A 22,007-nucleotide genomic window follows, 5' to 3' on the forward strand; every position below is an offset into this window, starting at 1 on the left:
GGTGTTGGTGTTTGGGCGCACAGCTCTTGGTCAGTACCGCCATTATAATGCGGGGGAGTCAACGCAGCCCCTCGACGATAAACCCGCGGTAGCGGGCACCGGCGAAGCGATGCGCAGCAACAGCTTGGTAGGCGGGGCTATGATACCAGTCATGCGCGGCTTGCATCGTGGGGAACCGCAAGATGACGGCGCCTTCGATCGGCGACCCCTCCAAATTCTCCATCGCGCCATAAGCGGCGAGAAAAGTGACGTCATGCCCATCGAACGACGGGCCGACGCGGGCAGAATAAGCCGCGAGTTCATCCACATCCGTGGTGTCTTCCCGCGTGAATACGACAAACGCTTCCATCATAAGATCCTTCGCAAGGTGAGATCTGCCGGCCATCGCCACCGACGATGGCCTGACAGTCGTCAGGCTGGCAGTTCGAACCCGATTTTCTGGAGTGCCTCAACGCAGGCATCCTGGTCCTGCTGATAAGTGCCTCCGGAGATGCCGATTCCGCCGATCAGCTTTCCGTCCTCAAGGATCGGATAGCCGCCACCGACGGCGACCATCCGGGGGCGATAGGCCAGCGGCGCCACTTTGGGATCGTTGCTCACATAGTCGTTCCAGACATGGGTCGGATATCCAAAGGAGGCGGAACTCCACGCTTTGTCGATGGCAACATCGACGGTGAGAAACGGCGCGTCGTCGGTGCGCTCGAACGCCCGCAGATACCCGGTTGCGTCGACGACGGCGACGGCAGCCGGGATGCCGATTGCACGGGCGGCGGTTATCGCTGCGTCGATGAGGGCGACTGCGGTTTCACGGTTGATCGAGGCAGTGGCAATGGACTTGGTCATGGGATTTCCTTCGCCGCGGCGTTATCGTCCGGCGTTACTTGGACTGGAAAAGATCAGAATCCTTCGAGGACGGTCTTGCCTTTCGCCGCGCCACTTTCGATCAGTGCGTGCACTGTCTTCAGATTGGCAGCATTGATCGGCGACAGTCGCTCGGTCAGTGTCGTACGGATTTTGCCCTCATCGACCAGCACGGCCAGCGCGTCGAGGATCTTGCCCTGCTCATGCATATCGGGCGTGCCGTAGATCGACCGGGTGAACATCAGCTCATGGTGTATCGACACCGCCTTGCGCTTGAACAGCATGATGTCGAATGCCCTGGGATCGTCGATCAGCGCGAACCGCCCTTGCGGCGCGATCAGCTCGGCGATGTCGGCGGCATGCTGCTCTGTATGCGTGGTCGAAAAGACGAACGCGGGAGCGCCGATGCCAAGCTCGGCAATCTGTGCCGCGAGCGGGCGCCTATGGTCGATGACATGGTGCGCGCCAAGCTCCTTCACCCACTCCTGGGTTTCCGCTCGGGAGGCGGTGGTGATGACGGTGAGGTCTGTGCGCTGGCGCGCGATCTGGATCGCGATCGACCCGACCCCACCCGCGCCACCGATGATGAGGATCGCCGGCGCCGCACCGGGGACTGGCTTCGCCACGTCGAGGCGATCGAACATCGCCTCCCAGGCGGTCAACGTCGTTAGCGGCAGCGCTGCTGCTTCCGCCCAGTCGAGCGAGGCGGGTTTGCGACCGACGATCCGGGCGTCGACAAGATGGAACTCGACATTGGTGCCGGGCCGGGTAATCGATCCGGCATAATAGACCTCGTCGCCCGGCTGGAACTGCGTCACGTCGGGGCCGACCTCGCGCACGATCCCGGACGCATCCCACCCCAGCACCTTCCATTCACCATCGGCTGGCGGCGAGCTGCCGCGGACCTTATAGTCGACCGGGTTCACCGAGACGGCCTTCACCTCAACCAGGATATCATATCCTGCCGCGACAGGCTGGGGCAGCTCGATGTCGACCAGCGCAGCATCCTCGGCGATGGGTCCCGGGACCTTGTAACCAACGGCTTTCATCAATGTCTCCATCTTGCTGCGCCCCGAAGTCTCGATCGATCAGAGCGCCACTTCTTCGAAAATTCGCACGGGGTTCAAGGGTTTCGCACGCAGGACTATGAAGATGTGCACCGACTATTTCCAATAGCGGCGGAACATAGTTTCCATACCTTGTTGCCGTTCTATCCCTGAGAGGCGCTTACGAAGCTGTGAGGCGCGGCAGCCAACCTGGAAAGCAGGCGGACCGAGCCTCATGCCGTGCCTAAATCTGCAGCCGACGTGATGCGCGCGTAATTTATTCAAAGCTATAAAAACTATAGCGATAGGGTATTGGGAAATCGGCCCGGCGTCGCGTTATAGTCCATAAGCATCAAATCACCGATTCACGAAAATGCGATCATCGAAAATCCGATGAAGCATCGGGCGTTTCAGGCTTCAAGCCATCGGTTCGTACCGCGGCCACGCGTATCAGGTCTGAAGTGAAGCCGGTTATCGTCTGTCGCATCGAGCAAAAAGGGGGCACTATGGTCACCAGAGGTTTCACCGGTCGCGGTTCAAGTGGCGACCAGTCCGGCCGGATTCCGCCGGGTCAGCATCTCGTGGAGAATTTTCCGGTTCTCACGGCGGGGCCGACGCCGAACGTGGAGCTGGCTGATTGGAAATTCACCGTCAAAGTCGGCCCGAAGCCGGTCAAAGTGTGGAACTGGAGCGAGTTTAACGCCCTGCCAAAGACCAAGGTGACCAAGGATATTCACTGTGTGACCTCTTGGTCCAAGCTGGATACCATATGGGAGGGCGTCCTCATTGAAGACATCCTTGCGGATGCAGGGCTCGACCGGCCCACTGATTTCGTCCTGGCGCATTCCTACGACGATTATTCGACAAACGTCCCGCTGGCGGACCTGCTGTCCGGGAAAGCGATGGTCGCTCTCAAATTTGCCGGCCAGCCGATTACCCGCGATCATGGCGGGCCGGCGCGTCTGCTGGTTCCGCATCTGTACTTCTGGAAGTCCGCCAAATGGGTGAAGGCGCTGCAATTCACAACCCGTGACGAGGCCGGCTTCTGGGAGCTGCGCGGCTATCATATTTACGGCGATCCGTGGCGCGAGCAACGATACACCGATGACTGACAACGGCACGCAAACCGCGTCATGGCAATCATGCGTGATCGAGGAAATCGTCCAGCAGACGCCGAGCATCAAAAGCTTCTTCCTCCGATTGAGCAGGCCGTTCGCGCACATCGCAGGCCAACATGTCGATGTCCGGCTGACCGCGCCTGATGGCTATAGCGCGATGCGCAGTTACTCGATCGCGTCATCGGCAGCCTCGTCCCCGATCATCGAGCTCGCTGTCGAACGCCTGCCCGATGGCGAGGTGTCGGCCTATTTTCACGATATCGCGATAGTCGGCGATGAGATCGAGCTTCGCGGTCCGCTCGGCGGGCACTTCCTATGGCCTGAACCTGCCGTAGACGCGGTGCTGTTGATCGGAGCAGGCTCCGGGCTCGTGCCGTTGATGGCGATGATCCGGCATCGCCGCACACAAGACCCGGCCGTGCCAACCGCGTTGCTCCTGTCCGCGCGCACCGCTGAGGATGTTCTGTTTTCGGAAGAACTACATTCCGTCGAGATCAACGATGCCGCATTTGTCCTGGCGCTGGCGATCACGCGCGAAGATCCGATCCGCGCATCGGATTTCGGGCGGCGGATCGACAGCGCCATGGTCGAAGAGGTTCTCGCCCGGCTTCACCGAAAGCCCACACAGATATTCGTTTGCGGATCCAACGATTTCGTCAACATTGCGACCGAGGGCGCGCTGCTGGCCGGGGTCGACCCCTCGATAATCAAGACCGAGCGCTATGGTGGTTAGCGGCGCATACTCCGTCGCGCCCCACCTTTCACCCTGCGGATAATATTTGGAGATCGTCATGAGCCGCTTTGCTGAACCCGTCTTTGTTGCCGCCGGCCTTCGCACTCCCTTCGGCCGCGGCGGAGGGGCTTTGGCTGCTTATGATGCCGTCTCTTTGTCCGTCCCTCTTGTGCAGGCGATGGCGGCGCAAGCAGAGCCGGATCTTCTCATCTGGGGTACCGTGATCCCGAATTTGGGTTGGAGCAACATTGCTCGCGAGACCTGGCTTGACGCCAAGCTCAATCCGAATGTCCCCGCATTTTCGGTCGTTTTGGCATGCTCTACCAGCATGACGGCGACTTTCGCTGCGGCAGGGATGCTGGGCGGAGGAACCGATCTCACGATGGTGGGCGGTGCCGAAGTCATGAGCCGACCTCCCATCGCTTTGACGGCCGATGCATCGAAGCGGCTCACCGACCTCTTTGCGCAAGATCCAGCGGCGGCGCTTGCGGCCCTCCAGTCTCTTGCCCTCCACGACTATGTGCTCCCGACCAAGGGATGGGCCAACCGGATCACCGGCAGGACAATGGGCGATCATATGGAGGACACCGCCAAGGCCTGGCGGATCTCGCGCGAGGCGCAGGACGATTGGGCGCTAAAGAGCCACCAGCGGTCGGTCGCTGGTTGGGAGCGAGGTTTCTTCGACGATCTCGCGATTTCCCTTCCTGAACTGGCGCGCGATGCGAACCCCCGCGCCGATACGTCGCCCGAACGGCTTGCCGCACTCAAGCCCGTCTTCGATCGCGACAGTGGCAGGGGAACGCTGACTGCCGGCAACAGCTCGCCGATAACGGATGGCGCCGCCGGTTGCTGGGTGGCAAACGAAGCCGGCGTGGCACGACTGCCGGCGGGCACCCCCTACGCGCGGCTCATCGATTACGAGGTGTCGGCCGTCGATTTCCACACCGAGGGTCTGTTGATGGCACCCTCCTATGGCATTCCACGTCTGCTCGCGCGGCATCAACTAAGCTTCTCCGATATCGCTCTTTGGGAAATCCACGAAGCCTTCGCCGCCCAGGTCCTGGCGAATGTCGCGGCCATCACCGACCGGGAGTGGGTGCGCGAAACCGCCGGTGTCCAGTCGGATTTGGGCGACTTCGACTGGGACCGCGTCAATCCCAACGGGGGCTCGGTAGCAATCGGTCATCCCTTCGGCGCGACAGGCGCGCGCGACCTCAGCCAGGCAGTGAAGGAGCTCTGGGACATGCCGAGCGGATCACGGGCAATCGTCAGCATCTGCGCCGACGGCGGCCAAGGCACCGTCGCACTCCTCGAACGCCCCTGATTCACGGGCCGCTGCGAACGCCGTGCCATTGACAATATGAGAGGATATTCCGTTGGTCTCAGCAGTTTGGAACGACACCACCATCGCCGCAAGCGACGAGACAATCGTCGTCGAGGGAAACCACTATTTCCCACCTTCCGCGGTCAATCAGGAGCTCCTTGAAGCGAGCGCACACACTTCTGTCTGCCCGATCAAGGGCACCGCGAGATACTTCCATATCCGCGTAGGCAGCGCGCTCAACGCGGACGCGGCTTGGTCATATCCCGATCCGAATCCGGTTGCGGAAGCCATCCGGGATCACATCGCTTTCTGGAAAGGCGTAGAGGTTGGATAGCAGCCAAGGCGCAGCGGGCCTTCGCTGATGGCTGTGTCGCTTCATGCGCGCATCCTTGATCATCTCGCGCGGGTAATTGGCGATCTGCAGGTGGCGGGGGACGTTCCTGCGGGCCTCGACCGGGCGGGGCTGACCGTGGAGCGTCCGCACGACCCGGCGCATGGCGATCTGTCGACCAACGCGGCGATGGTCCTGGCAAAACTTACCGGCACGCATCCGCGCCAACTCGCTGAGAAGTTGGCGGGCCGGTTGGCCATGTTGGAGGATGTTGCAGACGTGGCCGTCGCTGGCCCGGGCTTTGTAAATATCCGGCTGACCGACCAGGCCTGGCAAAACGAGCTGGCGGTGATTGCGGACCAGAAGGACCGCTACGGCATGTCGCCCGTCGGCGCGGGTAAGACGGTGAATATAGAGTTTGTCTCGGCCAACCCGACCGGTCCGATGCATATGGGGCACTGCCGAGGGGCAGTGGTCGGAGATGCGCTCGCCAACCTGCTCGCTTTCACCGGCCATCGCGTCATCCGCGAATATTATATCAATGATGCCGGCGGGCAGGTCGATATTCTCGCTCGCTCGGCACACCAGAGATATCGCGAGGCGTTGGGCGAGAGCCTCGGCGAGATAGCGGAAGGTCTATACCCGGGCGATTATCTGAAGCCGGTCGGGGAGGCGCTGGCCGCCGATTTTGGGGGCCGCTATGCCGACGCCCCGGAGACGGACTGGCTCGCAATCTTTCGTGCGCGGACCGTTGCCGCGATGATGGAGACGATCCGCGAAGATCTGGCGCTGCTCGGCATAAGTCACGACCGCTTCGCGTCGGAGGCGGACCTCGTCGCTGCCGGAAAGCCGGATGATGCCGAGGCCTGGCTGCGCGAGCGCGATCTTGTCTATGACGGCGTTCTCGAACCTCCGAAGGGTGAAGTCTCCAAGGACTGGGAGCCGATCGCGCTGCCGCTGTTCCGGTCGACGAAATTTGGCGATGACCAGGACCGTCCTATCCGTAAACCGGATGGGAGCTGGACCTATTTCGGCGTGGATCTGGCCTATCATTTCGAGAAGGCGCGCGATGCCGACGAACTGATCGACATCTGGGGCGCCGATCATGCCGGGACCGTGATGCGCATCGTTGCCGCCGCCGAAGCTCTAACCGAAGGCAGGAAGCGGTTCGACGTCAAGCTGGTGCAGATCGTGCGGCTGCTGCGCGCGGGTGAGCCGGTCAAGATGTCCAAGCGCGCAGGCAATTTCGTCACGCTGGCCGATGTCATTCGAGAAGTCGGAAAGGACGTCGTTCGCTTCATGATGCTGACCCGCAAAGCGGAAGCGTCCATGGACTTCGACTTTGCGACCGTCGTCGAGGCATCGAAGGATAATCCGGTCTTCTATGTGCAATATGCCCATGCGCGGATTTGCTCGCTAGCAAGCCGCGCGGCCGAAGCGGGTATCGAGTTGGGCGACCCGCCCGATCTCGCTCTTCTGGACGGTCCGAGCCTTACGCTTGTGAAGCGTGCGGCAGAATTCCCCCGCATCGTCGAGGCGGCTGCGGCAGCGCGCGAGCCGCACCGGATCGCCTTCTTCCTTGAGGGGCTGGCCGCGGAATTCCATGCGCTGTGGAACACAGGAAATGCCGACCCGACGCGCCGCTTCGCCTACCCGGAAAACCTGCCGGTTAGCCGCGCGCGGTTGTTCCTGGCCGCCGCGATCGGGCAGGTCATCCGCAACGGCCTGGCGCTGATGGGGGTTGAACCGACACATGAGATGGAGAGGGCCTAGTCGAATGCGCGCTTGTTCCTGGGGCTCGTTGCGCGCGCCAGAGTTGGCGGGCCCGAACATGCTGTGCGTCTTCTGATACTGGTGGAACGAGATGGAGCTTACCGATTTCGACGCTGCCTTCAAAAGGCTTCCCGAGGGTCATAGCGAAGGCATTCACGAAGGCCGGCGTTTCGGCTTGATCGTCCGGCGGTCCGACGACGGGCGCCGCAACAGCCTGTTTGCCAGGGAGTTGGCTGGGACCGACATCGTCAGCTTCAACCTGTATCGGTTCACATCAGGCAAAACATCGCTCAAGCCGTGCGAGATGTCTGCGAAAAAGGTCGTGGATTTCGTGCTTGGCTTCCAACCGGACTGAGGGTGTCGCAGTCGCTGCTCTGTTCGCAATGTCCGCCCCGGCACTGCGCATGTCGCTAAATGGGTATCGAAACTATAGCGCCTGGTTATTGGACTTCGTCTGGCGATGAACTCATCCTCCATTCAGTGCCAAGGCGCGGCGAAATTTGCATACTCATGGTAACCTGCCAGCGAGCGGTGCGGTCTCGTTGGATCGTGACGGCGGGGCGTTGGTCGGAACTGTCCGCGCCGGGTGAACTTCTGACAGAAGGATTTGAACAATGCGTCTTGCAATGATCGGCCTCGGCCGCATGGGTGCCAATATCGCGCGTCGGCTGATGCGCGGCGGCCACGAGGTCGTCGCCTTCAATCGCGATCCGGCCGCGGTTACTCAGCTCGCCGGTGAAGGTGCCATCGGAGCGAATTCGCTTGAAGATGTCGTCGCCAAACTCACTGCGCCGCGGATCTTCTGGGTAATGCTCCCGGCGGGCGCTCCCACCCAAGACACGGTCGACAAGCTGATGGAATTGTCGGAGCCCGGCGACATCATCATCGATGGCGGCAACAGCTTCTACAAAGACGACATCAAATGTGGTGCTGCGGCAAGGGACAAGGGGCTCCATTATATCGATGTTGGCACATCAGGCGGGATATGGGGGCTCGAACGCGGTTATTGCATGATGATCGGCGGCGACAAGGAGATCGTCGATCTGCTGGATCCCATCTTCGATACGCTCGCGCCGGGCTATGGTTCGATCGTCCGCACCATTGGACGCGACGCGCCCGACAGTCGCGCCGAGCGCGGCTATATCCACGCCGGCCCAACCGGCGCCGGGCATTTCGTCAAGATGGTCCACAACGGAATCGAATATGGCCTGATGCAGGCCTATGCCGAGGGCTTCGACATTCTCAAGGGCAAGTCCTCCGAACGGCTCGAGCCTGATGAACGCTTCGACATCAACCTGACCGACGTGGCCGAAGTCTGGCGTCGCGGCAGTGTCATCTCGTCCTGGCTGCTCGACCTTTGCGCGATCGGCCTGGCCAGGGATCCGATGCTCGAGCAATTCACCGGCCAGGTCTCGGACTCTGGCGAGGGCCGGTGGACGATCGATGCGGCAATGGAAGAAGCCGTCCCGGCCTATGTCCTTTCGGCCGCCTTGTTTGCGCGCTACCGCAGCCGCGTCGACCACACTTTTGGCGACAAGCTTCTCTCGGCGATGCGCTTTGGCTTCGGTGGGCATGTCGAGATGCCGCAATAAGTGACGCGTCACGCTATCCGGCGCTATGAAAACTATAGGCACAGCCTATTGGAAAAACGTCTGGCTCACTGCGATAGTCGGCGCAACGGCTGACACAGAAGCGACGGCGTGCCTGACGCTGCGCCCCAGGATGAATGAGAGCGTCTTAGCCGAACGGACAATCTTCAACGGCGCCGCGGTTCGTTAAAATAGGTACGGCCGCGAAGACGATGAAGAGAACAAGGGAGCTCGCGCCACAGTGCTGCACCTCATCGAGCCAGAGATACTTCCATCCGGCGCCTTCATCTTCACGCCGATGGAACTGACGGTAATCGCACTGGCGCGGAGCGAGAAAGGCCAAAGGTTCGGATCGCGAGCCGGTCTCGCGCAGGCCCTCTTCAAGAAACATCAACTTCTCCCGGGACGGCGTGCAAATGGGACACTCGCTGATCCCCGGCTCGAAATACTCCGCGCGTTCGTTAACCTCCTGCATCGGCGGGGCCAGCGGTTGGCTGCGGCGACCCAGACATTACGCGAGGCCGGCTTCAGCAGCGTGCAGGAAACCTGGCTTCGTTCGGAATGTGCACGGCCGCTCTGACTTACTGCGTACCTTGAACCTTGCTGCCGGAAGGCAACCATTTATGATCAATATCTTCGGAACTTCCCTTTGGTTCAAAGACAACAAACCCCGTGCTTGGCGCGCATTGCGACTTGCATCGGTCGCTTTCGTGATCCTCGGGTTAGTCGGCCTGTATTTGCGCCCAGCGATGATGCATGTCCACAGTCCACTGCTACTGGGCGTTCTTATCGGCGCGCTGATGCTTACATTGATTGCGTCCGCAGCCAGAAGGCTCAGGCGCGCGAGACGGCGCTGATCCGCGGAAAGAAATACGTCTAGGCGCGAGAGGTGAAGATGGCGAAGATCGGCTTTGGAGGGGGGTGCCATTGGTGCACCGAAGGGGTGTTCCAGGCGCTGCGCGGCGTTGCGCAGGTCGACCAGGGCTTTGTCCAATCGGACGCTCCGGCAGATAGCTGGTCAGAAGGGGTGATCGTCACCTTCGATCCTTCAATCATTCCGTTGGCAACGCTGTGCGAGGTGCATCTGAGAACGCATTCAGCCACCCGGGCCCGCTCTCCTAGCGACAAGTACCGCAGCGCGATCTATATTTTCGATGACAACCAGCGGCATGAGGCCGAATTGGCGATCGTCCGATTTGCCGAGGAATTCGGCAATACGGCGCATACCCTGGTTCTGCCGTTCAGAAGCTTCAAGGCTTCGGACGAGCGTTACCAGAACTATTATCGAACCGATCCGAGCCGACCCTTCTGCCGCCGCTTCATCGATCCCAAGCTGGACTATATTCGGCAGCATTTTTCGGAAGTGGCCCTGCCTGAACCGAACTCTGTCGCCGAGCACGCTGTCGATCGCGACAATGTCTCGCAAGACCCCGCCAGCGCTGGGATAATGACTGACAGTTCTTCATCCATCGCAACTCAATCAAGGACGTCGCCATGATGATCAAAAAGCCATTCACTATTCTCCCTCTCGCCCTGGCGCTGCTTGGCCCGATATCCTCTTCTCCCGGTTTAGCGGCTCCGACGCCCGCCGCGGTGCCCGACACCATAGCCGGGACCGTCCGCCAGACCGCTCCCGCAATTTATCGATTTACGATTGGCGATGCCCAGATAACGGCATTGTCGGATGGGTCGGTCCCGCTGGACCTGCACCAGTTGCTGCGCGGCGTCTCGGCGCAAACGATCGACGAAATTCTTGCCCGCAGTTTCCTAGCTAATCCCGCAGAGGCTTCGATCAACGCTTATCTGATCGACTTCAACGGGCGGCGGATCCTTGTCGATGTCGGTGCCGGCGATCTTTTCGGCCTAGGCAACGGCGGCAGGCTGCTCGAAGCGCTGGCAGCAGCTGGGGCCGCGCCGGAGACAATCACCGACATACTCATCACCCATGTCCACAGCGACCATAGCGGCGGTCTCACGAAGGCGGGCAAGATCGTCTTCCCGCGCGCGACGGTCTATGCCGGCGGTGCAGATATTCGCTTTTTCTCCGATGTTGCCAACGCGGCTAAAAGCGGGATCGACAAGCGCTTCTGGACCCAGACCGAGCAGACGCTGACGCCCTATGTCACGGCCGGCCGGGTGAAGCCGATCGATACCGATGGCGAAGTCGTGCCGGGCATTCGTGCCGAACTGCAGCCTGGGCACACCCCGGGCACCGCCTTCTACACCTTGACCAGCAAGGGGCAGAGTATCGTCTTCGTCGGCGATGTCATCCACGCCGGCGCGGTTCAATTTCCACGCCCCGACGTGACGATCACTTTCGATGTTCGCTAGGACGAGGCGCGCGCCGTGCGGAAAGCCGCGTTCACCCGCTTCGCTCGCGACCGTATGATGATTGCGGCGCCCCATCTTCCGTTCCCGGGGGTGGGTCACATTGCCGCCGACGGATCCGGCTACCGCTGGTACCCCATCGAACAGACGGATCGCGAGCCCATGAAGGAGAGGCTCAAGCTCTGAAGCTCGCATCGCCTCTTGCATTCTCCAGCCGCTGCGCTATTTATATGCGCGACGCATATATACTGGAATGCGATTGACCAAGGACGCTTCACCTTCCGATCGGCTGATCAATCTCTTCGGCGCCCTCGCGCAGGGGGTGTCGGATGAGATGCGCGGTGCGATATCACAGCGCTTTCCGGCCGGCGGGGAGACCGCGGCGGCATTGAGCCTCATCGGCCATGAACCGGGCCTTTCGATCGACCAGATCGGCAAGGCCCTGCGCCTGTCGCATGCCGGTGCTGCCCGCGTGGTCGAACGGCTGGTCGCTCAGAATTTCGTCTCGAAATCGCAATCCCCCGGCGATCGCCGCGTCATGCACGTGTCGTTGACGTCCGGCGGCGAGACGGAACGCAGGGCGCTCCTGAATCTGCGCAGCACAGCGATCACCGGGTTGCTCGCTGCGGTCGGCGAGAAGGACCGCGCTGCGCTGGAGCGCGTCGCGGAAACCATCCTCGCGTCATTGCCGCGCGACGAAGTGCGCGCGCGCACGACCTGCCGTTTCTGCGACGAAGAGAAGTGCACCAACTGTCCGACCGACATCGTCGGTCCCGGAATTACAAACTGACGCCTCTCGCCACATTTCCATCAACAAAAAGGGCATTGATTATGAGCTTATTGGAGAAATATTCATTCAGCGTCCCCGAGCATCAAATGCGCGAACTCGCTCTGCTGCGATGGGCCCTAGTCATTGTCTTTCTGTGGTTCGGCGGCATGAAATTCACGGCTTATGAGGCGCAAGGCATTGCCCCATTCATCGAACACAGCCCGCTTATGAGCTGGCTTCACCCGCTGTTCGGCGTCCAGGGCGCCAGCCAGTTCATCGGCACGATGGAACTCGCCACGGCCGCTGCCCTGATCCTCGGTGCATTCAAACCGATTTTCTCGGTCCTCGGCGGCGCCATGTCGGTGGCGACCTATACCATCACCTTGACATTCTTCTTGTCAACGCCTGGTGTCGCAGAGCCGACCGCCGGCGGGTTCCCGGCCATTTCGGCCATCCCCGGGCAATTTCTGTTGAAAGACGCCGTTCTGCTTGCCGCTTCGCTGGTATTACTCTCGGCGGCTATCCGACGGAAAAAGCCTGCCGACGCCCAGGTCTAAGGCACCAACAAACCGCAAGTTACGATGCGGACCTGTGGCGGGGAGCGTGAGGCTCCCCCAGCGACAGGCGCCGCGAGCTTGCTCATCGATCCTCGCGGGCTTTCCGCCCCACCGGGGAGGTGAGGCCGGAACGCTATGCTTCGCTCGCGCGAGCAGGAATCAGGGCGGATCTCCCCCTCGGCCGTGCGCGATCCAGGCTCGGGCAAAGGCTCTGCCGGATTTGCACCGTTGCAAGGTGCCGATATTCTATCCGAGCCGAAGGCGGGCACCGCTTGGCCTAGCCTCCCGGACCACAGTCGATGCAGCGCAGCGGCGGATTCGGTCCGAACCCGAGATGGTGGTTGAGGTGGCGAAGCGCGGTGCGCAGCCCTTCCTCAATGACAGGATGATAGAAGGGTCGTTCGAGCAATTCGGCGACGGTGAGCCGGCTCTCGATCGACCAGGCGAGGAGATGAGCGAGATGTTCCGCCGCTGGACCGAAGATTTCGGCGCCAAGCAGCAACCCGCTCGGCCGATCGCCATAGACGCGCAGCAATCCCCGGTTGAGCCCCAATATGCGAGCCCGTCCCTGGTCTTCGAACGACACTTCGCCGATGGCGAAATCCATCCGGTCGCGAAGAAGGTCGGCATGGCTGCGCCCGGCGATGGCGATCTGGGGATCGGTGAAGACGATCGTCAACGGGGTCCGGCGCGCGCGGCGATAGCTGTGCGGATAGCGCGCGGCATTTTCGCCTGCCACCCGGCCTTCGTCCGCGGCCTCGTGAAGGAGCGAGAGATCGACCGCCGAGTCGCCCGCGATGAAGATGTCGCTGTAACTGGCGCGCATCGACAGGTGATCATAAGTGGGGACGCCATGGGCATCGAGCGTGAGCGAGGTGTTTTCCAGTCCGAGATTGTCGACATTGGCCCGTCGGCCTGCGGCCGCGAGGAGATAATCGAACCGCTCCTCGCCCCCCGCTGACCGGACGATCACAGCGTCCCCGTCGCGCGCGACGCTTGCATCGGCTGCCATCCAGTCGATAGGAATTTCGCTCGAGAACTGTGCCGCCGCATAAGCCGCGACGTCGGGATCGGTGAGCGGGCCGACGCTGCCGCCGCGCCCATAGATATGGGTGCGGACACCGAGGCGATGCAAAGCCTGCCCGAGCTCCAACCCGATCGCGCCGGTGCCGAAGACTGCAACCGAGGACGGCAGATCGGTCCAGTCGAACAGTTGGTCGTTGAAAATCAGCCGATCGCCCGCCGGTTCCAGGCCTGCGGGTACGACCGGCCGCGAGCCCGTTGCGATCACGATGCTGCGCGCGCTGATCTGCTTGCCGCTCGCAAGTTCGAGCCGATTGTCATCGACAAAACGCGCCTGCTCGCGAAGCAGGCCTCCGGGTGCAAACCCCGCAATCGCCTCGGTGGCGAAGCTAACAAAGTGGTCGCGCTCGGCGCGGACGCGGTTCATGACCTGCACACCATCGACCTCGACGGGTCCGGCGCGAAGTCCGAACAGGCCGACGCTTTCGGCACGGTGGCGCGCCTCTGCCGCAGCGATCAGCAATTTGGAGGGCATGCAGCCAACGCGGGCGCATGTGGTCCCCAAGGGGCCGCCATCGATCATGACGACGCGATCGCTATATTTGAGCGCTTCCCGGTACGCCGACATTCCAGCGGTGCCCGCGCCGATTATCGCCACGTCATAGTCGAAATCGGTCATCCCGCTGTCCCTTCCTGATTACACGATGCGCATATTGCGCGCATCGAGCGCGCAAAAACAGTTGGCCCGTGGGCATGGTTTCTATGCCCTGCGGGAATAGTTTGTGGCGGCGAAGATGAGCATGAGGGTCAATGTCATCCCGAAATAGGCGGTCAGGGCATGGGGAGCGAAGGAGGGCAGCCCGTAGACGATGATGACCCCATTGCCGCCCGGGATGAGCTGGGTGGCCAACCCCATGATGGTGCCGCCGACGAGATGCCGCGAGCCTTGACGCCAGTTGGTGCCGCGCAACCGGAAGCTGGCGGAGCGGACGGCTGCAAATAGTCCGCCGCCGATCATCATCGCGGTGCCCAAAAGCGCCGGCAAAGGAGAAATCGGGGCGAAATCGTGCATGACGAGCTGCGAGGCGTAGCTGGACAGGAGGCCCAGATAGGTCCAGCTCCCGGCGCAGGCGTACAGCAGGCCGCCGCCGATGCCGATGATGAGCATGGCCTCGAAGGGACGCATCCGCGCGCGTCCAAGCAGCATCTTGCGCCAGCGCGACCGGCGGCGCAACAGTCGCAGGCGCGGCCAGCTCCACCAGCAGACTGCGGCGAAGGCCAGCCACGCCGCTATCGCGGCGAGCGGTGACGTCGCAAGCAGCGAGGGCTCGGGAATTTGCTGGGGCCTGTAGACTTTGGATATGAACGAGGCGCCGATTACCCAGCCGGCGAGGGTCAGAAGATATCCGAGCCTGCCGCCGGTCAAATGCGCGAGTGTTCCAAAGCCGCAAGCCTGGTTCGCCCACGCGCCGATCCCGTAAAGACACCCGAACAGGAAAGCCTGGATCAGCTGGTCGTAGCCCGGGGACAGATGGAAAACAGCTGGTGCGGTCCATGCCAGTGGAACAAGCAGAAGCCCTGACCAGCAAGCCGCCGTCGCGAACCCGATGAACTTGTCGGGTCGGCGCCGCACGACAAGATCCTGCGCCGCAACGACCACGCAGACCGTCCCCCGCCTGATCGCGAAACCCATCGCAAAACTCAGCATCGAAGCAGCGATGGCAACCGCAATAGCGTTCATGAGAGCAAGCCGGGTCGCTCATCGGCAAAGATCGCGTTCATCTGCGGGCGGAGCCAGTCGAGAAAAGCGCGCACTCTCGCGGTCTGGTCGCGGCCAGCCGGCAGCAGGGCCCATAGATCAATGTCTTCGAGCATATGGTTGGGCAGCAACTCGACAAGATCGCCGGTATCGATCAGATCGGCGACGAAGGGCCGGGGCAACATCGCATAGCCGAGACCGGCAAGCGCTGCCGACCGGGCTGCGTCGTCGCTGTCGAGAATGAGCGCAGGATGCACCATGATCGCGATGCGCGCGCTGCCATCGCGGAAGACCCAGCTATTCTTCGCATGATGAAGGCGCGAGATGATCGCGGGCTGCCCCATGAAATTGTGCGGGGCGTCGAGACCATTTTCGGCCTTGTTCGCGACCAGCGCCATCCGCGTGCGCGCCATGCGAGAGGCGACGAGCGCGGTGTCGGCGAGCGTGCCAATTCGCAGCGCGATATCCACGCCCGATGCCACGACATCGGTTTCGCGATCGGTGATCTCCAGATCGAGCGTGACTTCGGGAAAGCGATCAGAGAATTCCCGGAGACACGGCACGAGATGCAGCCGGGCAAGGCAAGTCGGGACCACGACGCGCACCGGTCCGGCGAGACGGCCCCCGTCTTCCTTGGCGGCAATCTCCGCGGCGGCGGCGGCTGCAATCGCACGCTCGGCGCCGTCGCGGTAGCGACGGCCCGCCTCGGTGAGCGTCAGGCTGCGGGTTGAGCGCTGGAACAGCCGGACGCCGAGATAGGCCTCAAGCTGCGCCACGGCTTTCGAAATCGATGGCTGACCGACATTGAGCCGTCGCGCCGCCGCGGAAAAGGAACCCGCCTCGGCCACGGCGAGGAACTGCTCCATGACGGCAAGTCGATCCATTTCATTCCCCTGCGGAATAGGTCCTATCGACTCAACCCATCTGCCGCAAGCAATCGCTACAGCCTAAATACGGCTCATCCGCAAAAACGGACCCGAGACAAAGCCTCCTGGAGTTTTGAGATGACCATCATGAATGCCAGATCAGAACCGACGCCGCTTTCGCGGCCCTGGATCGCGGGGTCCGTTTCCTTGCGGGTTGCGGCGGCCTTCCCTTACCGCCGCAAAAGCCTCGAGCCCGGACGCGACGTCCGAGCCGGTAATTCCCCTTCCCGGCTTCGTCGCTTCGCTCGATCCACCTTGGGCTGGGCGTGACTCCCGGCGCCCGGCTCGAGGTGGACATTGAAGGAAAGGCTGGCGCGAGCCGCGCCAGCCTTTCCCCTCCCCAATTTTCGATGCAGAAGAGTCGAATGAACTTCCGAACGGACATGAGCATGATCGAGCAAGCCTATTTCCAGGCAGCCGGCGACGAGGGGAGGGTGGCAATCGCCGAAGGCGATCGGCAGATCCTGGCCATGGGCATCGAGGTCTCGGCTGTCCAGGCCGGAGATGTCGCGCCGGAGTTCCTGCTGGAAAACGCCCTCGGCGGCACAGTCTCGCTGCGTGGCCGATTGATTGGCGGACCAGTGGTCCTGAGTTTCTTTCGCGGCGGATGGTGCCCCTTCTGCCGCGCCGAACTTCGGGCGATGTCGAAGGCGGCGCAAGCGGTCGAGGATAGAGGAGCGAGCCTGCTCGCGATCTCCCCGCAGCCGCTCGCCGACAGCATCGCAATGGCGCGGGCCGAGGAAATGACGCTTCCGTTGCTCGCCGATCGCGGAATGACGGTCGCGAGCGATTATGGCCTCGCCTTCGAACTGCCCGAGAGTATGCGCCGGGCGGCGCTTGCGGACGGGATGGTCGCAGGCGACGACGGCGCCGACTGGCGCATTCCGATGCCGGCAACCTATGTGATCAGTACCGACGGGATCATCAGATATAGTTTTCTCGATCCCAATTATCGCAACCGGCTCGACCCGGCGGTTCTCATGAGCATCCTCGACCGCCTCTGAGCCAAATTTCGAATTTCGGGACTGTCTCCACCGGCGCGCATGCGGCGCACCGGGGTGGAAAGACGTGCCGCAACTGTCAGACAAAGGAGATATCGAATGACCTACCTCAAGACCAGCGAAGCCATTGCGAAGCTGACGCCCCAACAGCGCCATGTCACCCAGGAAGGCGGCACCGAGCGTGCCGGCAGTGGGGAACTGCTGCACAATAAGGAGCCCGGCATCTACGTCGATATCGTCAGCGGCGAGCCCTTGTTCGCCTCGACCGACAAATTCGATTCCGGCAGTGGATGGCCGAGCTTCACCAAGCCCATCGTCCCCGCCAATGTCGATGAAATACGCGACGACAGCTACGGGATGATCCGCACCGAGGTGCGCTCGGCTCATGGCGACAGCCACTTGGGACATGTGTTTCCCGACGGTCCGCGCGACCGTGGCGGCCAGCGCTACTGCATCAACTCGGCTTCACTCCGCTTCGTCCACCGCGATGACATGGAAGCCGAGGGCTATTCCGAATTTCTGAACCAGATCGAGGAGAATTGATCATGACCGAACGTTCCATCCTTGCCGGCGGCTGCTTCTGGGGCATGCAGGACCTGATCCGCAAACTCCCCGGCGTCGTCAGCACCCGTGTCGGTTACAGCGGCGGCGATGTGCCGAACGCGACCTATCGCAACCACGGCACGCACGCCGAGGCGATCGAGATCAATTTCGATCCCGATCAGATCAGCTACCGCCGGATCCTCGAATTTTTCTTCCAGATCCACGATCCGACCACGCGCAATCGCCAGGGCAACGACCGCGGCGGGAGCTATCGCTCGGCGATCTATTATGCCGACGAAGCGCAGCGTGAAACCGCGTTGCAGACGATCGCGGACGTCAACGCATCCGGCCTCTGGCCGGGAAAGGTAGCGAGCGAGTTGGAGCCGATTGGCCCCTTCTGGGAGGCGGAGCCGGAGCACCAGGATTATCTGGAGCGCCGTCCCAATGGTTACACCTGCCACTTTCCGCGCGCCGCCTGGGTCCTTCCATCGGCCGGCGAGCAGTCTGAGGCAGCTTGATCGGAGACATGAAATGAAACCGAACATAACCCTCTATACCAAGGACTATTGCCCCTTTTGTCACCGGGCCAAGGCGCATCTTCGCGCCAAGGGGGTGACCGACTGGATCGAAATCGACGTCGAAGATGATCCGGTGCAGTTCCGTGCAATGCAGACAGCGTCTGGTGGACGCAGGACGGTTCCGCAGATCTTCATCAACGGTACGCATGTGGGCGGGTCGGATGATCTGGTGGCGCTCGATGCCGACGGCGGCCTCGATTTGCTGCTGCGCGAAAAGATGCTCGTCTGAAACTAACGGGCGTCCGCCGAACAGCGGGCGCCCGTTTGCGCGTTACCGTGAGCCGCCCCGGAGTTGCTCGCGCTTAGAGCCAACGGCGATCGGCCGTGAAGTCGATCGTGAGCCAATATCCGGGGCGCAGCCCGCCCATCGCGTCCGCAAATTCCTGACGAATGGCGTCCTGCTCGCCAAGCGTCATCGTGGTCGATGCCGCGACACCGACAAAGCCGATCTCGATAAACCCTGCGCGGCCGACCTGGGTCACATAGGATTGATGCTCGACGAAGCCGTGCCGTGCCGCGACTTCGCGTGCGATGCTGCTGACCTGCGCATCGAGATCGGCTGGCGCGATCTGCAGTATCTCGCGACCGGCCGCTGCCAAGGCCCGAAGGGGAAGCGGAGCCAGGAAGATTGCAAGGAGGATGAGGATTGCCGGATCGAAATAGGCCGAGAGCTTCTCCGCCTGCGTTCCCTCGAGCACGACCGCGGTGACAAATGCGGCGCTCAGCCCGGCGTTGAGAAGTGCGCCGAAAAGCCACGCGGCCGCGTCGATATTCAGAAGCGAGGACCCGAGGCCGCGAGCGCGGCGCCGGATATAAATATACATCCCGAAGCCGATGAGCGCGCTCGCGCCGGCATATCCGATACCGGGCCCGAAACTCACGTTCCGTCCTCCCATCATCACGGTGTCTACTCCGTCAATCAATGCATAGGCGCAGGCGAGGAGCAGAACGCTGCCGTTGACGAACCCAAGCATCGGCTCGATGTGCCAGTAGCCATATTGGAACCGGCGGTCTGCGCCACGCGCGATCAGCCGCGCGGCGAAAAAGGCGGCCAGCGTAAGCCCTGCGTCGGCAAGGCTGTACACACCGTCGAACAAGATCGACTTTGCGCCGCTCAACAGGCCAATAGCGATGCCAACAAGGGAAAGGGCGAGGGTGCCGGTGGCGGAGAACAGGAGAAGCCGTTGTTCCTTGCGCTCCGAATGCGGTCCCAATTTCCATCTCCAATATTACAGCGGTCCAAGGGCCGTCACCTGAGGCTGTTATCGTAGCGAGTTACGCTGCCGGCGATGTATTTCCAACTGGCCTGACCTAAGGATGAAGCTGCAGTAAGATCTGCTATTCAAGCCCGCCCCGCATATCAAACATGATGTTGCACCAGCAGAAACGCCGAAAGAAAGCCCGTCACGGTAATCAAACCGATCATCGGCGGCGCGTGATCGAAGGCTTCCGGGATCATGGTTTCCGCGAGCATCGCCAGCACCGTGCCTGCAGCGAAACAGAGAATGACCGTCGTTGCGTCGGTTGAGACTGATCCCAAAGCAAAATTCCCGAAGGCGGCTGTGAGCCCTATCAGGAGCGGGATGCCCGCCCAGATCGCGTAAATGTAGCGTCGTGATCGTCCAGCCAGCTTCATCCCCGAGGCGCTTGAGAGTCCCTGAGGAATGTTGGCGAGGAAAAACCCGGCGACGACGCCCATCCCGATCTTCCCGCCGCCAACCATAGACAGGCCGATCACGAGTGCTTCGGGAATGCCGTCAAGAACCGTCCCAACAGCAATCGCGACGCCGCTTCCGGCATGCTCATTTTCGGTCGTTTGCTTCACGCATTCGCCGCAACGTTTCCTATTTTTCGCGCCGCTTGTGGCGAGATACCAGTTGATGCCGCTGAAGATTGCCGCCCCTCCCAGCAACGCTGTGATCGCAGCGGCGGACATGCCAGTTTTGATTGCGTTCCCCATAAGCTCGACAGCGACAATGGCGATAAGCACGCCGCCGCCAAACCCCATCACGGTCGCGATGAGGCGATGAGACAGCCGGTTTGAAAACAGGTCCGCGACAACGGCACCGATCAAAAGGCCGCTGGCTGTAAACAGGCCCCAAAGGCCAGCTCCGAGGAAATCAGCGATGACGCGACTTTCTTTCGTTTCGGATTTTACTGGCCTAGCACGGGTTGCGGTCAGTCTGGAATGCGGGCGATTACCTTGATCTCGAAATCGAATCCGGCCAGCCAGTTCACACCAAGTGCTGTCCAGTTCGGATAAGGCGCTTCAGTGAAGATCTTGCTCTTCACGGCCATAATCGTTTCGAACTGATTTTCGGGATCGGTATGGAAAGTCGTTAGATCGACGATGTCGTCAAATCCGCATCCCGCAGCCAGCAGGGTCGCTTCCAGATTTGCGAAGGCCAGCCGAACCTGCTCCGCGAACTCTGGTTCCGGCGAACCGTCTTCACGACTTCCGACCTGGCCGGATACGAAAAGCAAACGATCCGACCGGATCGCTGCGGAATATCCATGCTCTTCGTAGAGAGCATGTCGGTTTGCGGGGAAAACCGCATCACGTTTGGCCATGTGTCATTCCTTTGATTGAGGACATTCGGGCCTTGGCAAAAAATCGCCCTTGGCTGAATAGTCCGTTGAGTTGTTTTGTGCCTCAAGCATCAATCTGACTAGCCACCTTCAGTGGCTCATGCGTCTTACCGCCGCTCGCGAGCGGGAAGCCGCCGTCGACTACTGTGCGACGCTTTTCAGATAGACGATGATATCGCGGCGCTGACCCGGATCCTTGATCCCGTTGGGGAAGAGATTTCCCATGCGATTCCCGGGAATGAAGGATTTTGGCGCCTCGATATGTTTGTCAATATTGTCGGCTGTCCAGGTTATGCCGGAATTCCGTATCTGGTCCGAATAATCAAAGTTTGGCACGGTGCCCGCCTTGCGGCCGACGACGCCAGCCAGCGTTGGTCCGATGCCGGCACCACCAGGGTTTATGGAGTGGCATGCCCTGCAAGTCTTGTCGAAAGCCATCTTGCCTGAAGCCACGCCGCTCGTCATGGCCTGCGTTGCGACGGCGGGAACTATCCCGGGCGGGTTACCTCTATGTGAATTCACCGGCAGGCCGACTTGGCCTTTCTCACCCAGCGCTGGGTAGGCATAGGTGTAAACCCATTCGGATGACTTGGCCGGAATGTGGCATGATTTGCAGTCGGTTTGGTAATTCGTCGCCGTTTGCTTCTTGGTGTCGGTCGGGTCGAATTGCGCCCAGCCCCACCCGTCACCCCAGAGGGGGTTGCCCGCGAACCGTCCCTTGCGATCCTTCACCATGAGGAACCAAATCTTGCGATCACCGGCCCAGGATGCGCGGCCTGTGACGAGGTCGGCGCTCTTCGCAATTGTGACTTCCTTGATCAAGACTGCGCCGTCAGGAAATTTCCCCGCGCTCCGAAAGGCGTCAACATCCGCCGGTCGGGAATAGACGGAATGAATTTCTGCCTCTCCCGAGGGCGCCGTGACCGACCAGGTGCCAATGAACATGTAACTCTCGGGGAAGTCTGCGGGAAAGGAGATCGTCCCATCTTTGTTGACCAGCGACGCGTAAGTATCGTCGGGCGCACCCGCATCGCTCTTTTTGCCGCAGGCTGTGGTGAACAGCGCGACGGCGCAGATGACCGCAATGGTCTTCCCGGTCAGCAAATCGTCGTTCCTATGAGCACTGAGCATGGCCGCTGCTCTTGCATCGCCTGTCGCG

Annotated in this window: 26 protein-coding genes; 15 read left to right on the plus strand and 11 right to left on the minus strand. The window is 61.4% G+C overall.

Features of this window, described 5'->3' with window-relative positions; all coding sequences use genetic code 11:
• Window positions 1-58 precede the first annotated feature (58 nt).
• Genes EBMC1_RS10820 through EBMC1_RS10830 form a run of 3 tightly spaced genes read right to left on the minus strand, consistent with a single transcriptional unit; the run spans window position 59 to window position 1,910 of the window.
• Window positions 59-352 carry a DUF1330 domain-containing protein gene (locus EBMC1_RS10820; protein ID WP_231292903.1) on the minus strand — a complete coding sequence of 98 codons (294 nt, stop codon included), beginning with the start codon at window positions 350-352 and terminating at the stop codon, window positions 59-61.
• 59 nt (window positions 353-411) lie between these two features.
• The gene (locus tag EBMC1_RS10825; RefSeq protein ID WP_003044986.1) at window positions 412-843 is read right to left on the minus strand and encodes a GlcG/HbpS family heme-binding protein; all 432 of its coding nucleotides are present in this window, start codon (window positions 841-843) and stop codon (window positions 412-414) included.
• Window positions 844-896: 53 nt separating this feature from the next.
• Window positions 897-1,910: a zinc-binding alcohol dehydrogenase family protein gene (locus EBMC1_RS10830; RefSeq protein WP_003044989.1), complete on the minus strand. Its 1,014-nt coding sequence runs from the start codon at window positions 1,908-1,910 to the stop codon at window positions 897-899.
• A 503-nt stretch (window positions 1,911-2,413) separates the two neighbouring features.
• Between EBMC1_RS10830 and EBMC1_RS10835 the strand changes: the two genes are divergently transcribed.
• The 7 genes from EBMC1_RS10835 (at window position 2,414) to gnd (ending at window position 8,778) form a co-directional block, all read left to right on the plus strand.
• Window positions 2,414-3,019: a sulfite oxidase-like oxidoreductase gene (locus EBMC1_RS10835; protein ID WP_003044992.1), complete on the plus strand. Its 606-nt coding sequence runs from the start codon at window positions 2,414-2,416 to the stop codon at window positions 3,017-3,019.
• Window positions 3,012-3,758: a ferredoxin reductase gene (locus EBMC1_RS10840; protein WP_003044996.1), complete on the plus strand. Its 747-nt coding sequence runs from the start codon at window positions 3,012-3,014 to the stop codon at window positions 3,756-3,758. Before EBMC1_RS10835 ends, EBMC1_RS10840 begins: the two co-directional genes overlap by 8 nt.
• Before the next feature lie 58 nt (window positions 3,759-3,816).
• The gene (locus EBMC1_RS10845) at window positions 3,817-5,082 is read left to right on the plus strand and encodes a thiolase family protein (RefSeq protein ID WP_011540440.1); all 1,266 of its coding nucleotides are present in this window, start codon (window positions 3,817-3,819) and stop codon (window positions 5,080-5,082) included.
• 52 nt (window positions 5,083-5,134) lie between these two features.
• Entirely contained in the window at window positions 5,135-5,416 is a 282-nt protein-coding gene (locus EBMC1_RS10850) for a DUF427 domain-containing protein (protein WP_003045002.1), read from the plus strand.
• Window positions 5,417-5,449: 33 nt separating this feature from the next.
• Window positions 5,450-7,186 (plus strand): arginine--tRNA ligase, encoded by a 1,737-nt coding sequence (gene argS / locus EBMC1_RS10855; protein WP_040590197.1) that lies wholly within the window; start codon window positions 5,450-5,452, stop codon window positions 7,184-7,186.
• 91 nt (window positions 7,187-7,277) lie between these two features.
• The gene (locus tag EBMC1_RS10860; protein WP_003045008.1) at window positions 7,278-7,541 is read left to right on the plus strand and encodes a hypothetical protein; all 264 of its coding nucleotides are present in this window, start codon (window positions 7,278-7,280) and stop codon (window positions 7,539-7,541) included.
• A 259-nt stretch (window positions 7,542-7,800) separates the two neighbouring features.
• Window positions 7,801-8,778 (plus strand): phosphogluconate dehydrogenase (NAD(+)-dependent, decarboxylating), encoded by a 978-nt coding sequence (gnd, locus tag EBMC1_RS10865; protein ID WP_003045013.1) that lies wholly within the window; start codon window positions 7,801-7,803, stop codon window positions 8,776-8,778.
• A 145-nt stretch (window positions 8,779-8,923) separates the two neighbouring features.
• Here gnd and EBMC1_RS10870 read toward each other — a convergent pair whose 3' ends face one another.
• Window positions 8,924-9,250: a hypothetical protein gene (locus tag EBMC1_RS10870; protein ID WP_040590181.1), complete on the minus strand. Its 327-nt coding sequence runs from the start codon at window positions 9,248-9,250 to the stop codon at window positions 8,924-8,926.
• Between the two features lie 420 nt (window positions 9,251-9,670).
• Between EBMC1_RS10870 and EBMC1_RS10875 the strand changes: the two genes are divergently transcribed.
• From EBMC1_RS10875 to EBMC1_RS10890, 4 genes are all read left to right on the plus strand, one after another.
• Window positions 9,671-10,273 (plus strand): peptide-methionine (S)-S-oxide reductase, encoded by a 603-nt coding sequence (locus EBMC1_RS10875; RefSeq protein ID WP_011540442.1) that lies wholly within the window; start codon window positions 9,671-9,673, stop codon window positions 10,271-10,273.
• Complete coding sequence (locus EBMC1_RS10880) at window positions 10,270-11,106, plus strand: MBL fold metallo-hydrolase (RefSeq protein ID WP_196795411.1); 837 nt, start codon at window positions 10,270-10,272, stop codon at window positions 11,104-11,106. Before EBMC1_RS10875 ends, EBMC1_RS10880 begins: the two co-directional genes overlap by 4 nt.
• A gap of 250 nt (window positions 11,107-11,356) precedes the next feature.
• Window positions 11,357-11,893 (plus strand): MarR family winged helix-turn-helix transcriptional regulator, encoded by a 537-nt coding sequence (locus EBMC1_RS10885; RefSeq protein WP_003045020.1) that lies wholly within the window; start codon window positions 11,357-11,359, stop codon window positions 11,891-11,893.
• A gap of 41 nt (window positions 11,894-11,934) precedes the next feature.
• Window positions 11,935-12,429: a YkgB family protein gene (locus EBMC1_RS10890; RefSeq protein ID WP_003045023.1), complete on the plus strand. Its 495-nt coding sequence runs from the start codon at window positions 11,935-11,937 to the stop codon at window positions 12,427-12,429.
• A 277-nt stretch (window positions 12,430-12,706) separates the two neighbouring features.
• Here the strand turns inward: EBMC1_RS10890 and EBMC1_RS10895 are convergent, their stop codons facing one another.
• The 3 genes from EBMC1_RS10895 to EBMC1_RS10905 form a co-directional block, all read right to left on the minus strand.
• Complete coding sequence (locus EBMC1_RS10895) at window positions 12,707-14,131, minus strand: dihydrolipoyl dehydrogenase (protein WP_003045026.1); 1,425 nt, start codon at window positions 14,129-14,131, stop codon at window positions 12,707-12,709.
• Between the two features lie 81 nt (window positions 14,132-14,212).
• Window positions 14,213-15,193: a YeeE/YedE thiosulfate transporter family protein gene (locus tag EBMC1_RS10900; RefSeq protein ID WP_003045029.1), complete on the minus strand. Its 981-nt coding sequence runs from the start codon at window positions 15,191-15,193 to the stop codon at window positions 14,213-14,215.
• Window positions 15,190-16,095 (minus strand): LysR family transcriptional regulator, encoded by a 906-nt coding sequence (locus tag EBMC1_RS10905; protein ID WP_040590183.1) that lies wholly within the window; start codon window positions 16,093-16,095, stop codon window positions 15,190-15,192. The genes EBMC1_RS10900 and EBMC1_RS10905 overlap by 4 nt, the downstream gene beginning before the upstream one ends.
• A gap of 407 nt (window positions 16,096-16,502) precedes the next feature.
• Here EBMC1_RS10905 and EBMC1_RS10910 point away from each other — a divergent pair, with 407 nt between their 5' ends.
• From EBMC1_RS10910 to grxC, 4 genes are all read left to right on the plus strand, one after another.
• Entirely contained in the window at window positions 16,503-17,141 is a 639-nt protein-coding gene (locus tag EBMC1_RS10910) for a peroxiredoxin-like family protein (RefSeq protein WP_160328030.1), read from the plus strand.
• Between the two features lie 96 nt (window positions 17,142-17,237).
• Entirely contained in the window at window positions 17,238-17,681 is a 444-nt protein-coding gene (gene msrB / locus EBMC1_RS10915) for a peptide-methionine (R)-S-oxide reductase MsrB (RefSeq protein ID WP_003045036.1), read from the plus strand.
• Between the two features lie 2 nt (window positions 17,682-17,683).
• On the plus strand, window positions 17,684-18,199 hold the full coding sequence (msrA, locus tag EBMC1_RS10920; protein ID WP_003045039.1) for a peptide-methionine (S)-S-oxide reductase MsrA: 516 nt from the start codon (window positions 17,684-17,686) through the stop codon (window positions 18,197-18,199).
• A gap of 13 nt (window positions 18,200-18,212) precedes the next feature.
• Window positions 18,213-18,488, plus strand: a complete 276-nt coding sequence (gene grxC / locus EBMC1_RS10925) for a glutaredoxin 3 (RefSeq protein WP_003045043.1) — start codon at window positions 18,213-18,215, stop codon at window positions 18,486-18,488.
• A 73-nt stretch (window positions 18,489-18,561) separates the two neighbouring features.
• On the opposite strand, the gene EBMC1_RS10930 is transcribed toward grxC, so the two are convergent.
• From EBMC1_RS10930 to EBMC1_RS10945, 4 genes are all read right to left on the minus strand, one after another.
• On the minus strand, window positions 18,562-19,473 hold the full coding sequence (locus EBMC1_RS10930; RefSeq protein ID WP_003045047.1) for a cation diffusion facilitator family transporter: 912 nt from the start codon (window positions 19,471-19,473) through the stop codon (window positions 18,562-18,564).
• A gap of 146 nt (window positions 19,474-19,619) precedes the next feature.
• Window positions 19,620-20,333, minus strand: coding sequence for a ZIP family metal transporter (locus EBMC1_RS10935; protein ID WP_003045050.1), 714 nt, complete (start codon window positions 20,331-20,333; stop codon window positions 19,620-19,622).
• Window positions 20,334-20,437: 104 nt separating this feature from the next.
• On the minus strand, window positions 20,438-20,830 hold the full coding sequence (locus tag EBMC1_RS10940; RefSeq protein WP_003045053.1) for a RidA family protein: 393 nt from the start codon (window positions 20,828-20,830) through the stop codon (window positions 20,438-20,440).
• Between the two features lie 159 nt (window positions 20,831-20,989).
• Window positions 20,990-21,979, minus strand: a complete 990-nt coding sequence (locus tag EBMC1_RS10945) for a cytochrome P460 family protein (RefSeq protein WP_003045056.1) — start codon at window positions 21,977-21,979, stop codon at window positions 20,990-20,992.
• Between the last annotated feature and the right edge of the window lie 28 nt (window positions 21,980-22,007).

Source organism: Sphingopyxis sp. MC1 (assembly GCF_000371385.1).
Taxonomy (GTDB): Bacteria; Pseudomonadota; Alphaproteobacteria; order Sphingomonadales; family Sphingomonadaceae; genus Sphingopyxis; species Sphingopyxis terrae.